Origin of the sequence: Microbacterium sp. LRZ72 (genome assembly GCF_033792225.1) — a bacterium.
GTDB lineage: Bacteria > Actinomycetota > Actinomycetes > Actinomycetales > Microbacteriaceae > Microbacterium.
In genome coordinates this window covers 41,460-56,477 of sequence record NZ_JANGEX010000010.1, presented here as the reverse complement: position 1 = coordinate 56,477, position 15,018 = coordinate 41,460, and the positions used below count along the sequence as shown (strand labels likewise).

General features: G+C 71.4%; 12 protein-coding genes. 5 read left to right on the top strand and 7 right to left on the bottom strand.

The window, feature by feature from the left end:
* Positions 1 to 23: 23 nt before the first annotated feature.
* A complete protein-coding gene (locus M4I32_RS11330; RefSeq protein WP_319034576.1) occupies positions 24 to 830 on the top strand; it encodes a DUF1206 domain-containing protein in 807 nt (268 codons plus the stop codon).
* Position 831: 1 nt separating this feature from the next.
* On the opposite strand, the gene M4I32_RS11325 is transcribed toward M4I32_RS11330, so the two are convergent.
* The 5 genes from M4I32_RS11325 to M4I32_RS11305 form a co-directional block, all read right to left on the bottom strand.
* Positions 832 to 2,673, bottom strand: coding sequence for a lipase family protein (locus M4I32_RS11325; RefSeq protein WP_319034575.1), 1,842 nt, complete (start codon positions 2,671 to 2,673; stop codon positions 832 to 834).
* Positions 2,674 to 2,749: 76 nt separating this feature from the next.
* Positions 2,750 to 4,516 (bottom strand): proline--tRNA ligase, encoded by a 1,767-nt coding sequence (locus M4I32_RS11320; RefSeq protein ID WP_319034574.1) that lies wholly within the window; start codon positions 4,514 to 4,516, stop codon positions 2,750 to 2,752.
* A gap of 25 nt (positions 4,517 to 4,541) precedes the next feature.
* Positions 4,542 to 5,525, bottom strand: coding sequence for a hypothetical protein (locus M4I32_RS11315; RefSeq protein WP_319034573.1), 984 nt, complete (start codon positions 5,523 to 5,525; stop codon positions 4,542 to 4,544).
* A 174-nt stretch (positions 5,526 to 5,699) separates the two neighbouring features.
* Positions 5,700 to 6,830 (bottom strand): flavodoxin-dependent (E)-4-hydroxy-3-methylbut-2-enyl-diphosphate synthase, encoded by a 1,131-nt coding sequence (gene ispG / locus M4I32_RS11310; RefSeq protein ID WP_319034641.1) that lies wholly within the window; start codon positions 6,828 to 6,830, stop codon positions 5,700 to 5,702.
* A 67-nt stretch (positions 6,831 to 6,897) separates the two neighbouring features.
* Positions 6,898 to 7,200 carry a 2TM domain-containing protein gene (locus tag M4I32_RS11305; protein ID WP_319034572.1) on the bottom strand — a complete coding sequence of 101 codons (303 nt, stop codon included), beginning with the start codon at positions 7,198 to 7,200 and terminating at the stop codon, positions 6,898 to 6,900.
* A gap of 180 nt (positions 7,201 to 7,380) precedes the next feature.
* On the opposite strand from M4I32_RS11305, the gene M4I32_RS11300 reads away from it, so the two are divergent.
* Positions 7,381 to 9,291 carry an anthranilate synthase family protein gene (locus tag M4I32_RS11300; protein ID WP_319034571.1) on the top strand — a complete coding sequence of 637 codons (1,911 nt, stop codon included), beginning with the start codon at positions 7,381 to 7,383 and terminating at the stop codon, positions 9,289 to 9,291.
* A gap of 13 nt (positions 9,292 to 9,304) precedes the next feature.
* Here the strand turns inward: M4I32_RS11300 and M4I32_RS11295 are convergent, their stop codons facing one another.
* Entirely contained in the window at positions 9,305 to 10,621 is a 1,317-nt protein-coding gene (locus M4I32_RS11295) for a M50 family metallopeptidase (RefSeq protein WP_319034570.1), read from the bottom strand.
* Between the two features lie 90 nt (positions 10,622 to 10,711).
* Between M4I32_RS11295 and M4I32_RS11290 the strand changes: the two genes are divergently transcribed.
* The 3 genes from M4I32_RS11290 to M4I32_RS11280 all read left to right on the top strand — a co-directional run bounded on the left by M4I32_RS11290 (position 10,712) and on the right by M4I32_RS11280 (position 13,917).
* Positions 10,712 to 11,347, top strand: a complete 636-nt coding sequence (locus tag M4I32_RS11290) for a hypothetical protein (RefSeq protein ID WP_319034569.1) — start codon at positions 10,712 to 10,714, stop codon at positions 11,345 to 11,347.
* An 84-nt stretch (positions 11,348 to 11,431) separates the two neighbouring features.
* Positions 11,432 to 12,157: a YcnI family protein gene (locus M4I32_RS11285; RefSeq protein WP_319034568.1), complete on the top strand. Its 726-nt coding sequence runs from the start codon at positions 11,432 to 11,434 to the stop codon at positions 12,155 to 12,157.
* Positions 12,158 to 12,324: 167 nt separating this feature from the next.
* Complete coding sequence (locus M4I32_RS11280; protein ID WP_319034640.1) at positions 12,325 to 13,917, top strand: UDP-N-acetylmuramoyl-L-alanyl-D-glutamate--2,6-diaminopimelate ligase; 1,593 nt, start codon at positions 12,325 to 12,327, stop codon at positions 13,915 to 13,917.
* On the opposite strand, the gene dxr is transcribed toward M4I32_RS11280, so the two are convergent.
* Positions 13,905 to 14,993 (bottom strand): 1-deoxy-D-xylulose-5-phosphate reductoisomerase, encoded by a 1,089-nt coding sequence (gene dxr / locus M4I32_RS11275; RefSeq protein WP_319034567.1) that lies wholly within the window; start codon positions 14,991 to 14,993, stop codon positions 13,905 to 13,907. The genes M4I32_RS11280 and dxr overlap by 13 nt on opposite strands.
* Between the last annotated feature and the right edge of the window lie 25 nt (positions 14,994 to 15,018).

Here is a 15,018-nt window from a genome sequence, read left to right as displayed (position 1 = left end):
ACACCGACGAGGACGATGACCCCATGAGCAGTCCCTCCCCGCGCCGGGGCGCCCGCAAGGCCGCCCAGAGCCGAGGCTTCCGCGTCCTCGCCCGCATCGGGTACGTCGCGCTCGGTGCCGTGCACGTGCTGATCGGCGGACTCATGCTCGTCGTGGCGGGCGGCGGCTCGGGCGAGACCGACCAGAACGGCGCGATGCGCGTGATCGCGGACGCCCCCGCCGGTTTCGCGGCGCTGTGGGCGGTGGCCGCGGGTCTGTGGGCGCTGGCGGCGTGGAAGATCGTGGAGGGCACGCTCGTCTGGGCACGGTCCGGCGCCAAGAAGTGGGGGCGGCGGGTCAGCCGGTGGGCGCAGGCCGTCGCCTATGCCGCGATCGGCGGGGTCGCCGCATCCGTCGCCCTGGGCTCACGCTCGGACGGGGACACGACGACCGAGAACGCCAGCAGCGGTCTGCTCGCCCCGCCGGGCGGAGTGTTCGTGCTCGGGGCTATCGGGCTCGGCGTCGTCGGCATCGGGGTGGGCTTCGTCATACTGGGCGCGAAGCGGTCGTTCCGCAGCAAGATCGCGGCTCCCGCCGGACTCGTCGGCGCCGCGGTCGACGTGATCGGCACGGTCGGGTACATCGCCAAGGGCATCGCTCTCGGAATCGTCGGGGGCCTTCTCGTCACGGCGGCGGTCCGGCATGACGGCGACGCCGCCGGCGGCCTCGACGAGGCTCTGCACACCCTGCTGGGCGTGGCGTTCGGACCGTGGCTCGTCGCGTTCGTCGGCGTGGGTTTCATCGCCTACGGCGCCTTCTGCGGATTCCGCGCGCGCTACGCCCGCTTCTGATTCACGGGTCGAGCCGGGCGCAGTCGTCGCCGCGCGTCGGCTCGCCGTCGAAGCGCTCCTGGGTCCAGGCGATCAGGGTGGGCAGGAACGGCGAGCCCGGCAGCATCACGCCGGTGTGATCGACACCGTGGTAGTCGTACCACTCGAGCGTGGCGCCCGCGGCGCACTGCTCCGCGATGTACTGCTCGTAGAGGCGCTCCGGGATCACCTCGTCATCGCTGCCCCACGCGATCATCACCGGAGAGTCCCACGGACCGCGGGCGGCATTCTGCGCCAGCCGCTCGCCGAGCGGGCCGGTGCCCAGGTTGGCGTCGTACAGGGGCCGATCGGCCGAGACACCCAGCGCGGCGAGCACCGACACCACGACGCCGGGTTCCGTCGGACACCGCTGGGTCATCTCCCGCACGATCGATCGCCCGCCGGGTGCGACATAGTCGTCGATCACGACATCCGGGTAGGTGTCGGCGTAGGGCACGAGAACCCACGAGATCAGCACCGAGAGCATGGCCGATCCGCGCGGCCCGCTCAGCTCCTCCGCGAGCGCGAGCGGATCGGCCGCCGGCGAGATGGCCGCCGTGCCCAGGATGTCGTACTCCGGCGCGTACTCCGCAGCGATCTGGGTCGTCCACAGCGCCGCGTGCCCGCCTTGGGAGTGTCCCCAGACGACCACGTCGTCGCCCAGCCACAGATCATCGATCTGGTCGGCGGCGCGCAGGGCGTCCAGAGACGAGCGCGCTTCGCCCTCGCCGATCAGGTAGGGGAACACGCCCTCGGCGCCCTGCCCCGTGTAGTCCGAGGCCACGACGGCCCATCCGCGCGCGATCGCCTCGTTGACATCCGGAATCGCCCACCGGGTGGCGTAGCTGTCGGTCAGGCTCGGGGCGCATCCGCGGGCGACGCCGGTCGTGCCGTGATTCCAGAGCACGACCGGGAGCGCCGCCAGGGGCCGGTCCTCCGGATAGATGACGAGGCCGCTCGCCGTCGCCCGCCGTCCGAACGAGTCCGTCGTGGAGTAGAGGATGCGGCGCACCTGCGCGCCCTCGGGGATGCGGCCGGTGTAGGCGTCATCGCGCAGCAGGGTGCCCGGCGCCTGGGGCGCGACATCCGGTGCGTCGTAGAACGCGTCGATGACGGGCGCCCCGTCCTGCAGCCACGAACTCGCCGCCCACGACCCTCCCGCGGCGACCAGCAGCAGCACGGCGAGGGCGAACCGCGCGGCATCCGCCCCCGCTCTCCGACGCCGCGTGGCCCCCTCGCCGAGGCGCTCTGGACGACCCCGGACGCGCCGCGACGAGCGCAGCACGATCGTGGCGCCGAAGATGATCGTGCGCACTCCGAAGAACACCGCGACGACGAGCAGCGTGACATCGGGCCAGACGAGAGCGAGCGTGCCGAAGACGATCTGGGCCACGCCGGATGCCGCTGCGAGCACACGCTCGCTGAGGCGCCCGCGCACGATGCCGCCGAAGGATGCGAGACCGCCGACCACGAGCAGCGCGGCGATGATGTCAGGCAGCAGGTCGAGGTTGCCGCCGACGAACACGAGCACGACGAGACCGCCGACGATCCACACCCAGGCGGCGACGCGGGTGAACCATCGCGGCGCACCCCGCGGAGCGGCGAGCTCGATCGCGCCCGAGGCGATCGCGCTGAGTCCGACGTACAGGGCGAGCACCCAGAGCGAGGTCAGCGGACGCGTGACGATGAAGATGCCGAGCAGCATCAGGGCAGCGCCGACCCCGATGCCGACACCCGCCGGAGCCCGCTCGATGAGCCGGCGCACGGCGCCGCGGCGCGGAAGCGCCGTCGTCCGCGGAGGGCGGGACGGCGGCGGGGCGTTCACGCGCGCCATGCTAGATCGTCTTCCCGTCAGGCGGCCGTATGCCGGGCCCGACACTCGCGGGGCGCCGCGGCCGCGGCTACGTCGACAGCGCCTCGATGGCGTCGGCGACGGCCATCGTCTCCCGCTCGCCCGTGCGTCTGTCCCAGAGCTCGACGAGACCGTCGGCTGCACCCCGGCCGACGACGAGGATGCGCGGGATGCCGACGAGCTCCGCATCGCCGAACTTCACTCCGGGCGACACCTTGGGCCGGTCGTCGTACAGCACGTCGAGGCCGGCGGTCTCGAGCTCGGCACTGACGCGCGCGGCGAGCTCGAACGCGGCGGCATCCCGGCCCGCTGCCACGACATGCACGTCGAACGGCGCGACCGTGGCGGGCCAGATCAGCCCCTTGTCGTCGTTGCCGAGCTCGGCGAGGATCGCGAGGATGCGGGTGACGCCGATGCCGTACGAGCCCATCGTCACGGTGACGAGCTTGCCGTTCTCGTCGAGCACCTTCAGCCCCAGCGCGTCGGCGTACTTGCGACCGAGCTGGAACACGTGGCCGATCTCCATGCCGCGCGCCAGCGCCACCGGACCAGAACCATCGGGCGACGGGTCGCCGTCGCGCACGTCCGCGACCTCGACGATCCCGTCGGCGGTGAAATCTCGCCCCGCGATGAGGCCACGCACGTGCTTCTCGTGCACGTTCGCCCCGGTGATCCACGCGGTGCCGTCCACGACACGGGGATCGACCAGGTAGCGGATGCCGCTCGCCGACTCCTCACCGAGCACCGCGCCCTCCGCGGACCAGGGGCCGATGTACCCCTTCACGAGCAGCGGGTGACGGGCGAAGTCCTCTTCCGTCGCCGCGGTGACCTCGGCCGGGGCGAACGCCACCTCGGCGCGCTTGTCGTCGATGTCGCGGTCACCCGGGATGCCGACGACCACGAGCTCGCGGGCGCCGTCGAGATGCGTCAGCGCGAGCACCACGTTCTTGAGGGTGTGCGCTGCGCTCCACACGCCTTCGGCGGGCGCCGGCAGATGCTCGTTGGCGTGCGCGACGAGCGTGGCGATCGTGGGGGTGCCCGGTGAGTCGTAGATCACCGGCGCGGGGGCGTCGTCGAACGGGATCGGCTCGGGCGCGGGCGTCGTGTAGGCCTCGACATTGGCGGCGTAGCCGCCTTCGGAGCGCACGAAGGTGTCCTCGCCCACCGGGGTGGGATGCAGGAACTCCTCGCTGCGCGATCCGCCCATCGCTCCGGCATCCGCGTGCACGATGGCGTACTCCAGACCGAGTCGGGTGAAGATGCGCTCGTACGCGTCACGCTGCGCCTGATAGGACGCCTCGAGACCCATATCCGTGTAGTCGAAGGAGTAGGCGTCCTTCATCGTGAATTCCCGTCCGCGCAGGAGCCCGGCGCGGGGACGCGCCTCGTCGCGGTACTTGTCCTGGATCTGATAGATCGTCAGGGGCAGGTCCTTGTACGACGAGTAGAGGTCCTTCACCAGCAGCGTGAAGACCTCCTCGTGGGTCGGCGCCAGGAGGTAGTCGGCGCCTTTGCGATCCTGCAGGCGGAACAGCGCGTCGCCGTACTCCTCCCACCGGCCGGTGATCTCGTAGGGCTCACGCGGCAGGAGCGCGGGAAAATGCACCTCGTAGGCCCCGGCGGCCGCCATCTCGTCGCGGATGATCGCCTCGATCTTCCCCTTCACGCGCAGTCCGAGCGGCAGCCAGGCGAAGACTCCGGGGGCCTGGCGCCGGATGTAACCGGCCCGGACGAGGAGCCGGTGGCTGGTGACCTCGGCGTCGGCCGGGTCTTCGCGGAGTGTGCGGAGGAAGTAGTGCGACAGACGGGTGACCACGAGGGTCAAGTCTAGGCGCCTGCGCTCAGCGCAGAGCCACCAGGAGCCGGGCCGCCATCTCCTCCAACGGCACCGGAGCCTCCTGAACGGTCACGATGTTCGTCCCATCGCTCGCGACGAGCACCGATGTTCCGTACTGATCGATGTACGCCGCCGCGCTCGCCCCGTCGACCTCCGCAACGGATGCCGCTGATGCTTCGACCCCATCCCACTGGAAGCCGGCACCGGGGTAGGCGTTCAGCCATATCCCCCCACGCTCGTAGGAGTACCAGGGGCACCACGCGACGACCCCTTCCTCCTCGAGGAACGTCGACACCGGGTGCGGCGCGAAGCCCGTGGGATACCCCTCGTAGAACTCCGCCCCGTCGAAGAGCCCGGCGACGTCGGCGTCTGATCCGAGCTGCGCGCAGTCCACGTCCCACCACGCGGCAGAGCGTGACGCCGCGTTCGGCACCGGTGACGAAGACGCGTTCCCGAGAGCCTCGGCGAGAGCGGGAGCCAGGTGCGGATCCTCGCTTCGCTCGTCGATCGCCGAGGTCGTGACGATGATCCACGTGCCTTCGGCGGCGCCGGCCAGATGACAGTCGATCGTGTCGTACGACGGCTCGCAGGTGACATCCGTGTAGGCCTGGGCGAGGTCGGCGGGCACGGCCGCCTCGGGAAAAGCGTAGACAGACAGGACGTGTCCTCCCCCCGCGCTGTCGTTCCAGCCGCACGAGATCCCCCCGAGCGTCGTCACGCCCGACGGAGGAAAGCGGGGGCTCGCCTGGGCTCCCGGAAGATAGAGCGCCGGATCTGCGAAGACGTTGTCGCAGTCGTCCCCGAACGCGACGACCGCGACCTCCGGATCGGAGGCGGGATCGGATGCCGGATCGGCGGTCTCGGCGACGGCGGTGCCGGATGGCGAGGCCGCGGGCGAAGCGGCCGCGGCGCATCCGCTGAGCGAGAGGGCGATGCCCAGCGCGAGCGCCGCCAGCGACATCCGGTCACCGCGGATCCGTGGTCGCATGCACGAATGCTATCGGCGGGGCGACCTCGTGGGTAGGCCGACTTGTCGAGGACGCGCAGGTCACCTCCTGCCCGCGTCCGGCGTCGGGGATGAGCCGAGCGTCGGTCGAGACCGCGCGTCGGTTCCGACGTCGGGCACGTTTCCGACCCTCGAGGCGGCCGCTGCCCCGTTCGGCTAGGCCGTGACGACCTGCGCGGTGCCGGGGGCCGCATCGGGACCCATCTCGTCGGCGATGCGGTTGGCCTCTTCGATCAGCGTCGCGACGATCTCGGACTCCGGGACGGTCTTCACGACCTGCCCCTTGACGAAGATCTGGCCCTTGCCGTTGCCCGAGGCCACGCCGAGGTCGGCGTCGCGGGCCTCGCCGGGGCCGTTGACGACGCAGCCCATCACGGCGACGCGCAGCGGGACGGTCATCTCTTTGAGACCCTCGGTGACCGAGTCTGCCAGGGAGTAGACGTCCACCTGCGCCCGCCCGCACGAGGGGCACGACACGATCTCGAGCTTGCGCTCGCGCAGGTTCAGGGACTGGAGGATCTGATGGCCGACCTTGACCTCCTCGGCCGGCGGGGCCGAGAGCGAGACGCGGATCGTGTCGCCGATGCCCTCGCCGAGCAGGATGCCGAACGCCGTCGCGGACTTGATCGTGCCCTGGAAGGCCGGTCCCGCCTCTGTCACGCCCAGGTGCAGCGGCCAGTCCCCCCGCTCGGCGAGAAGCCGGTAGGCCTGCACCATCACGACGGGGTCGTTGTGCTTGACCGAGATCTTGAAGTCGTGGAAGTCGTGCTCCTCGAACAGCGACGCCTCCCACACGGCGCTCTCCATGAGCGCCTCCGGTGTGGCCTTGCCGTACTTCTCGAGCAGGCGCTTGTCGAGCGAGCCGGCGTTCACGCCGATGCGCAGCGACACGTCCGCGGCCTTGGCCCGCCGCGCGATCTCGCCCACCTGGTCGTCGAACTTGCGGATGTTGCCCGGGTTCACACGAACGGCGGCGCAGCCGGCATCGATCGCCTGATAGACGTACTTGGGCTGGAAGTGGATGTCGGCGATCACCGGGATCTGGCTCTTCGCCGCGATGATGTGCAGCACGTCCGCGTCGTCCTGCGACGGCACGGCGACGCGCACGATCTCGCATCCGGATGCCGTCAGCTCGGCGATCTGCTGCAGCGTGGCATTGATGTTCGTCGTGGGAGTCGTGGTCATCGACTGCACGCTCACGGGCGCATCACCGCCGACGAGCACCTTGCCCACCTTGATCTGGCGACTCTTGCGGCGCGGGGCGAGGGTTTCGGGGACCTTCGGCATCCCGATGTTCACAGCTGGCACGTACGTCAGCCTACGCGAGGCGCGGCGGACCGGGCCCGCGCGGCGGTCACTCGGACAGCCTCTTCATCTCGGCCTGGATCTGACCCTCGGTGGGTCCGCCGGCGCCCTTGCCGAACGTGCGGAACGCCGTGACGACGACCCCGAGCCCGATGCCGAGGATCGGCCAGATGGGCCAGAAGCCGTCGATGCCATCGGTCGTCCCGCCCGAGACGGCCCAGATGATGATGAAGAAGACCGCCAGGGCGATCCAGATGAAGAACAGCTGCCAGAAGTGGCTCCGGGCCTTCAGCCGAGAGATCGCCCGGGCCCGCACATCGTCGCCCATCGCACCCATGCCGTCGTCGCTCATGGCCCCATGCTAGGGCAGGCATGCGGGCGCGCATATGGTAGTTTCGCGCCATGCCCGCGAACCGCACTTGGTGGCCCGTCTGACCAGACGGTGAGTTCGCGTTCGACGCATCCAGACCGTCCCCCGGGGCGGTCTTCTTCATTCGGACACCTCGGGGCCGACCCCGAAGAAGGATCCACGATGACCGGGCAAGCCCCCGACCCTGACACAGACGGCGTGCGTCTGTTGCGTAGCCTGTCCGCAGGTACGGAGCCCCTCGTGCTGATCGCCCGAGAGGGCGGTGACGTCGAGGTCATGACCGGCGAGGTCGTCGATGTCGACGCCCTCGCGGACATCCCGCTGCACGCGACGGACGGGACCCCCCAGCAGGTTCTCGCACTGGTGCCGTTCCGCCAGGTGCGCGAGCGAGGCTTCGTCTGCCACGACGACGACGTGCCCCTGCGCTGCGTCATCGTCCGCCAGTCGGGACGCGTCGCGCGCGACGAGGTGCTGCGCTCGCTGCCAGCGGAGCCCGTCCCCCTCGAGGACGCCGGGTTCGACATCGCCGACGAGGATTACGCTCAGACGGTCCGCCGGGTGATCGACGACGAGATCGGCCGGGGCGAAGGCGCCAACTTCGTCATCCGGCGGGACTTCGTCGCGCGTGTGGATGCCGATCCCCGGCTCGCCGCCCTGACCTGGTTCCGCGCCCTGCTGGAGCACGAGCGCGGCGCGTACTGGACGTTCGCGGTGATCACCGACGGGCACGTCGCGGTGGGGGCGAGCCCCGAGGCGCACGTCAGCGCTCAGGGCGGCGTCGTCACGATGAACCCCATCTCGGGAACCTTCCGTCATCCGGCGGGCGGGGCGACGGCGCCTTCGCTGACCGAGTTCCTCGAGAACACCAAAGAGACCGAAGAGCTGTTCATGGTGGTCGACGAGGAGCTCAAGATGATGAGCGCCGTCTGCTCCGACGGCGGGCGGATCACCGGGCCGCATCTCAAGGAGATGTCGCGTCTGACGCACACCGAGTACATGCTGCGCGGCCGCAGCACTCTCGACCCCCGCGACATCCTGCGCGAGACGATGTTCGCTCCCACCGTGACGGGGTCGCCCATGCAGAACGCGTGCGCCGTCATCGCCCGGCACGAGACCACGCCGCGCGGGTACTACTCCGGCGTCGCCGCGCTGTTCACCCCCGCGCCGGGCCCGGGTGCGTCGCACGATCTGGACGCGCCGATCCTCATCCGCACCGCCTACCTGCGCGACGGCGGCCTGCGCGTCCCCGTCGGAGCGACCCTCGTGCGTCACTCCGACCCGTACGGGGAGGTCAGCGAGACGCACGGCAAGGCCGCCGGCGTGCTCGGAGCGATCGGGGCGATCCCGCGCGACGCGCGCGTCGATTCGGACGCCCCGAGCGGCGAGCGGCGACCACTCGCGGACGATCCGGACATCGCCAGCCTGCTGAGTTCGCGCAATGCCCGTCTGGCTCCCTTCTGGCTCGAGCCCCAGGGCACCGAGGAGGGACCGCTCTCGGGGCGGCGTGCGATCGTCGTCGACGCGGAGGATCGCTTCACGACGATGCTCGCCCACCAGCTGCGCCACCTCGGCCTCGACGCCCGGATCATGGCCTGGAACGAGGTGCAGGACGACGACATCGATGCCGCCGAGCTGCTCGTCGCCGGGCCGGGACCCGGTGATCCGCTCGCGGCGCTGAACCCCCGCATGAGCCGGATGCGGCAGATCGTCGCTCGTCGGCGCGCTTCCGGCCTGCCCCTGCTGGCCGTCTGCCTGAGCCATCAGGTGCTCGCCGCCGAACTCGGGATCCCCCTCGTGCCCCTGCCGCACCCCCATCAGGGCGTGCAGCTCGATGTCGACCTGTTCGGCGAACGCGCGTCGATCGGTTTCTACAACACCTTCACCGGGCACGTCGAGCCCGGGACCGAGCGCATCGGCGGCGCCGAGGTGGCCGCCGACCCTCGCAGCGGCGACGTCTACGCCCTGCGGGGACCGCGGTACGCCTCGGTGCAGGGCCACCTCGAGTCGATCCTGTCGCGCGACGGCATCCGCACCCTGCACCGGCTCGTGACGCACGCCCTGGCGCCGGCCTGACGCGCACGCCGGTTCAGGGCAGCAGCTGGATCGGGTTGACCAGGTCGGCGATGATCAGCAGCGCCGCCATGCCGACCAGCAGCACCACGACGACGAACGTCACCGGCACCAGCTTTGTCGCATCGACGGGTTTCGGCGGTGGTCGGTGCAGCAGCTTCGCGCCTCGCCGTTTGATGCCGTCCCAGAGCGCCACGGCGATGTGGCCGCCGTCGAGGGGCAGCAGCGGAATCAGGTTGAACACGAACAGCGCGATGTTGAGCGACCCGAGGAGGCCGATGATGGCCACCGCGCGGTTCAGGATCGGCGCCTCCACCGCCGCGACCTCGCCGGCCAGACGCCCCACGCCGACGACCGAGAGCGGCCCGTTGGGGTCGCGCTCGGCCCCGCTCACGAGCGAGGCCGCGGTGTCGTACAGCTTCGCCGGCAGCTGACCGATGATGCCGACCACCGCGCCGACGTTCTCGGCCGCCGCCGCGGGTCCGGCCCAGATGGGCTGTCGCACGTAGTCGCTGGTGGGCGAGAACCCCACGAACCCGACCTCCTGCGTCACGGTCTCGCCGTCGTCTTCCACGACGGGCCGCTCGGCGAGCATCGGCGTGACGCGCAGGTTCTGGATGCTGTCGTCGCGCTCGACCTCGAGGTCCAGGCTGCGACCGGGGCTGTCGCGGATGATGGCCGACGCCTCGTCGAAGTCGGCGACCGGCGTCCCGTCGATCGAGAGGATGACGTCGCCGGGTTGCAGTCCCGCCTCGGCGGCGGGACTGGTGGGATCGGCGGCGGTGCATTCGGACTGCGTCGAGGAGGCGGGCACGACGCACTCACTGATCGACGAGACCGTCGTCGTGGCCTGCTGGACGCCGATGCCGCTGAAGAGCAGGCTGAACAGGACGATCGCCAGCAGCAGGTTCATGATCGGCCCGCCGAGCATGATCACGACGCGTTTCCACACGGGCAGGCGCCAGAAGACGCGACGGTCGTCCTCGCCCACCATGGTGTCGGCGTTCGCAGCCCGGGCATCCTGCACCATCGTCGCGAAGAAGCGCCCGCGCACGCGGGCCTCAGCGCGGCGGTCGTATCCGCCGTCCTCGCTCGCGGGGGGATACATGCCCGCCATCGAGATGTATCCGCCGAGAGGGACGGCCTTGACCCCGTACTCGGTCTCGCCGCGGCGACGGGACCACAGTGTGGGACCGAAGCCCACCATGTACTGCCCGACCCGCACGCCGAACTTCTTGGCGGGCACGAGGTGACCGATCTCGTGGAGGGCGATCGAGACCGCCAGGCCCACCACCATGATGAGGATGCCGATGACGAATGCGAGCGCGGTCACCCGCCCCACGCTACCCGGGTGATTCTTTGTAGCGGCCGGGAACGCGCGGCGGCACAGACGGGTAGATTTGTCCTCGGCGAAGGAGGGCCCGTGACCGCACGTTCGACGCGCGCTGCGCGCGGTGCCGGTGCGACGGCGGTCGCGGTGATCCTCGGGTCCGTCTCGCACACGATCGGGGGCGGGGTGGCTCCCTCTCCCCTGCTGATGCTCGCCGTCGCCATCCTCGCGTGGCCGCTGGCCACCGCCCTGATGGGAACCGGCGCACGTCCCAGCGATACGATGCGACGGTTCTTGCGCACCATCGGCCTGGCGGCGAGCGTTCTGCTCGCTCAGCTGCTGCTGCACGTCGTGTTCGCCCTCGTCGGAACCGGAACGGGAACCGGCGGCGCAACCACCTTCGGCCACGTCCACGGCGCCCCACTTCTTCTGCCGGATCCCGCCCCGCTCACCGCCGCGCCCTCGGTGGATGCCGCGATGCTCGCCTGCCACCTCGCCGCTGCCGCCATCGCCTTCGCGCTGCTCAGCCGCGGCGAGGCGGTGCTCACGCGCATCGGCGCGTGGGTTCTGGCCGTCGCATCGCGCGCGCTCGCGGGAGACGCGCGTCCGCGAATCGGCGCCGGCGTCACCCCCGGCGCGCCGGCCGCGCTGGCCCCGCTCGTCGTCGCCCTCTCCAGTCTGTCCCGTCGCGGCCCACCGCGGCTCTCTCGCGGCGCACGCGCCGCATGATCCTGCGCCCGGCCGACTGTCCGGGCGTCTTCACCGGATGGCGCGCGCCGGCGATCGCCCGCGCGCGGGAATGAGAGAGAACCGATGAGCTTCACCCCTGACACCACGCCCTCCCCCGCCCGTGCCCCTCGGCGGCGCCGCGGCGGCCGCCTGCTGGCGGGATCCGTCCTGGCGGCCGGCCTCGTGCTAGCCGCGCCGTTGGCCGCCCAGGCGCACGTGACGGTGTCGCCCGACCAGACCGCGACCGCCGGCAGCTACGGCGTGCTGACGTTCGCCTTCAGCCACGGATGCGACGGCTCCCCGACCACCGCACTCGAGATCGAGATCCCCGACGGACTCGCCTCGGTCACCCCCACGATCGAACCCGGGTGGCAGCTCGAGATCGAACGCGACGGAGAAGACGGCCCCGTCTCTCGTGTGGTCTACACCGCGGACGAGCCGGTCGAGAGCGGACTGCGGGCCACCGTCGAGCTCGGCGTGCAGTACGCGGAAGACGCGGCGGGCCAGACTCTCGCCTTCCCCGTGAACCAGGTCTGCGAGGTCGGCAACACCTCGTGGAGCGAGCTCGCGGAGGAGGGCGAGGACGCGCACGAACTCGATGCGCCCGCTCCGCTGGTGACGGTGTCGGATGCGGCGGCCGCCGATGACGCGCACCACGATGACAGCGGCACCGCGGCCGACACGGCGGATGCGGCATCCGCCGACGACACCGCGGCCCCGGTGGCCGGAATCGTGCTGGGCGCCGCGGGGGCGGTGCTGGGCGCGGTCGCACTGGTGGTCGCCATCCTGGCACTGCGTCGGCGCAGCTGACAGACGCTCAGCTGACCCACGCTCAGCTGATGCCCGCCACGCCTCGGCGTAACGGCCGGTCGCACATCGCGCCGCTGCCGTGCGCCGAGGCGCGGTTCTGGTTGAATGGACGAGCCATGGCCCCGTCCGTTCCCGAGCCCCCGCGGCCCGCCGCGTCCGCGTCGCGGATGCCGCCCGTGCTGCGCCCCGAGCGCCCGCCCGCGCGTGCCCTGGCCGAGCTGGCCGAGCGCTTCGCGCGCGACGTCGTGGGCGAGATCGGGACCGCCCGGGTGTCGGGAGTCACACTCGCGACCTCCGATCTGCGGCCGGGCGAGGTCTTCGTCGCCATCCGCGGCGTCAACCGTCACGGCGCGGAACTGGCCGCCGACGCCGCCGCACGCGGAGCCGTGGCGGTGATCACCGATGCCGACGGCGCGCAGCTGGCTCGCGGGTGCGGGCTCCCCATCCTCGTCGTCGACGATCCCCGCGCGGTGCTGGGCGACGTGTCCGCATGGGTCTACGGCACCGGTCGCGAGGACGACCTGCCCCTCCTGCTGGGGACGACGGGCACGAACGGCAAGACCAGCACGTCGCACCTGCTCGCGGGCATCCTCGATCAGCTCGGGGTCACGACCGGCCTCAGCTCCACGGCGGAGCGGCACATCGCCGGTGAGGTGATCGTGTCGCGGCTGACGACCCCCGAGGCATCCGAGTTCCACGCCCTGCTCGCGCTCATGCGCGAGCGCGGGGTCGAGGCCGTCGCCGTCGAGGTCAGCGCCCAGGCGCTCAGCCGCCACCGCGTCGACGGGCTCGTCTTCGATGTGGCGTCGTTCACCAATCTCAGCCACGACCACCTCGACGACTACGCCGACATGCGCGAATACCTCGAGGCCAAACTGCCCCTCTTCCAGCCGGACCGGGCGCGGCGCGCGGTCGTCGCCCTCGACTCGTCCGCGGCCCACGAGGTCGTCGCCCGCGCCGGTGTGCCCGTCGTCACCATCGGCACTCCCGCCATGGCGACCGACCCGGATGCCGCGGCCGCCGCGGATTGGGTCGTCGACATCCACGACGAGACCCAGACCGGCACCGCGTTCACTCTGCGCGGACCCGCGGGACGGCTGACCACCGTGGTGCCCGTCATCGGGCCGCACATGGCCGCGAACGCCGGCCTCGCGATCGTGATGCTCCTCGAGGCCGGGTACGACTGGGATCGGATACGCTCCGCGCTCGAACGCGACGGCGGCATCCACGCCTACCTTCCGGGGCGCACCGAGCGGGTCTCTGGCGATCACGGTCCCGCCGTCTACGTCGACTTCGGGCACTCCCCCGATGCCTTCGCCAAGACCCTGGCAGCCGTGCGCCGTGTCACGCCCGGCACCGTCGTGATGCTGTTCGGTGCCGACGGCGACCGCGATGCGACCAAGCGCCACGACATGGGGGCGATGGCCGTGCTCGGCAGCGACATCCTGATCGTGACCGATCACCACCCTCGTTTCGAGGACCCGGATGCGATCCGCGCGACCCTCATCGAGGGGGCTCGCCGCGCCCGGCCGGACGCGCAGATCCACGAGTCCTCACCGCCCGAGCGCGCGATCGTCGAAGCGGTCGCGATGGTCGGCGACGGCGACGCCATCCTCTGGGCGGGTCCCGGACATCAGGACTATCGCGACATCCGCGGGGAGCGCACGCCCTACTCGGCGCGCGAGCTCGCCCGACGGGCGCTGCGCGATGCCGGCTGGCCGGTGCCGGAGCCGCACTGGCCGGTGCCCTATCCGGACTGACCCGCGATCGTCCGGTCGGCGCGGTCGCGCGCCCACGCTTCGGCCTCGGCCAGGTTCTCGCGCGTCAGCCGCGTCGGCGCGTCGTGCGCATCGACCACGCGCGCGACGGTGTCGGTGATGCCGGTGAACGGCAGTCGCCCCTCATGGAACGCATCGACGGCCTGCTCGTTGGCCGCGTTGAACACGGCGGGATAGGTCGCACCCGCCCGGCCGACGTGCTTGGCGAGGTCCACGGCGGGGAAGGCGTCGGCGTCGAGGGGCTCGAACGTCCACGAGGACGCCCGGGTCCAATCCAGCGGCGCTCCGACGCCGGCCACGCGCTCGGGCCAGGCCAGACCCAGCGAGATGGGCAGACGCATGTCGGGGGGCGAGGCCTGCGCGAGCGTCGAGCCGTCGGCGAACTCGACCATGGAGTGGATGATCGACTGGGGATGGACGACGACGTCGATCCGGTCGTATCCGACGCCGAAGAGCAGGTGCGCCTCGATGACCTCGAGGCCCTTGTTCACGAGGGTGGCGGAGTTCGTCGTGACGACGCGGCCCATGTCCCACGTCGGATGGGCGAGCGCCTCTTCGGGCGTCACACCGGCGAGCTGAGCGCGCGATCGCCCACGGAAGGGGCCGCCGGAAGCCGTCAGCACCAGTCGGTCGACCTCGTCCGCGCTTCCGCCGCGCAGGCACTGGGCGATGGCGGAGTGCTCCGAATCGACGGGGACGATCTGCCCCGGCGCCGCGAGGGCCGTGACCAGCTCTCCCCCGACGATGAGGGATTCCTTGTTCGCCAGGGCCAGCGTGCGCCCGGCCTCGAGCGCGGCAAGCGTCGCGCCGAGACCCACCGATCCCGTGATCGCATTGAGCACGACGTCGGCCGGCACATCGCGCACGAGCTGTTCGGCCTCCGCCGCGCCCACGGCGGTGTGCTCGACGCCGAACCTCTCGGCCTGGGCCCGCAGCGTCGCGCGGTCGCGTCCGACGGCGAGTGCCACGACCTCGAAGCGGTCGGGCGCCGCTGCGATCACCTCCAGCGCCTGCGTCCCGATGGAGCCGCTGGAGCCGAGGATGATGACGCGTCGCACCCCGCCAGCCTATCGATCCGGCCGA